The sequence below is a fragment of the Stenotrophomonas sp. YIM B06876 genome (assembly GCF_030711595.1).
Lineage (GTDB): Bacteria > Pseudomonadota > Gammaproteobacteria > Xanthomonadales > Xanthomonadaceae > Stenotrophomonas.
On record NZ_JAUJUJ010000544.1, the window covers coordinates 1 to 484 of the forward strand.

Here is a 484-nt window from a genome sequence, read left to right on the forward strand (position 1 = left end):
GAAAGCCGGCCTCGTCGTAGTGCACGGCGGGCAGGTCCATGGATTTGGCCGCGCTGGCATCGAGCGCGCGCGCCAGCGGGGTTTCGGTCGCGGCCAGCTGCGCCAGCAGATCGGGCGCAATGGTCAGCAGGTCGCAGCCGGCCAGCGCGGTGATCTGGCCGACATTGCGAAAGCTCGCGCCCATCACCTCGGTGGCGATGCCGAAGTGCTTGTAGTGGTTGAAGATAGCGCGCACCGATTGCACGCCGGGGTCGCTGGCGCCGGCCATGGCGGCCTCGTCCCAGTTGCCGCCGGCCTGCTTTTTGTACCAGTCGTAGATGCGGCCGACGAACGGCGAGATCAGCTGCACCTTGGCCTGGCCGCAGGCCACGGCCTGGGCGAACGAGAACAGCAGCGTGAGGTTGGTGTGGATGCCGCGCTGTTCGAGCTGGCGCGCGGCCTCGATGCCTTCCCAGGTGGCGGCGACCTTGATGAGCACGCGGTC

General features: G+C 68.4%; 1 protein-coding gene. It reads right to left on the reverse strand.

The genetic code is table 11. The annotated features are described in order from the left end of the window. A partial coding sequence (locus tag QZH66_RS18385) for a transaldolase family protein (RefSeq protein ID WP_305807230.1) occupies positions 1-484 on the reverse strand: 484 nt, incomplete at both ends.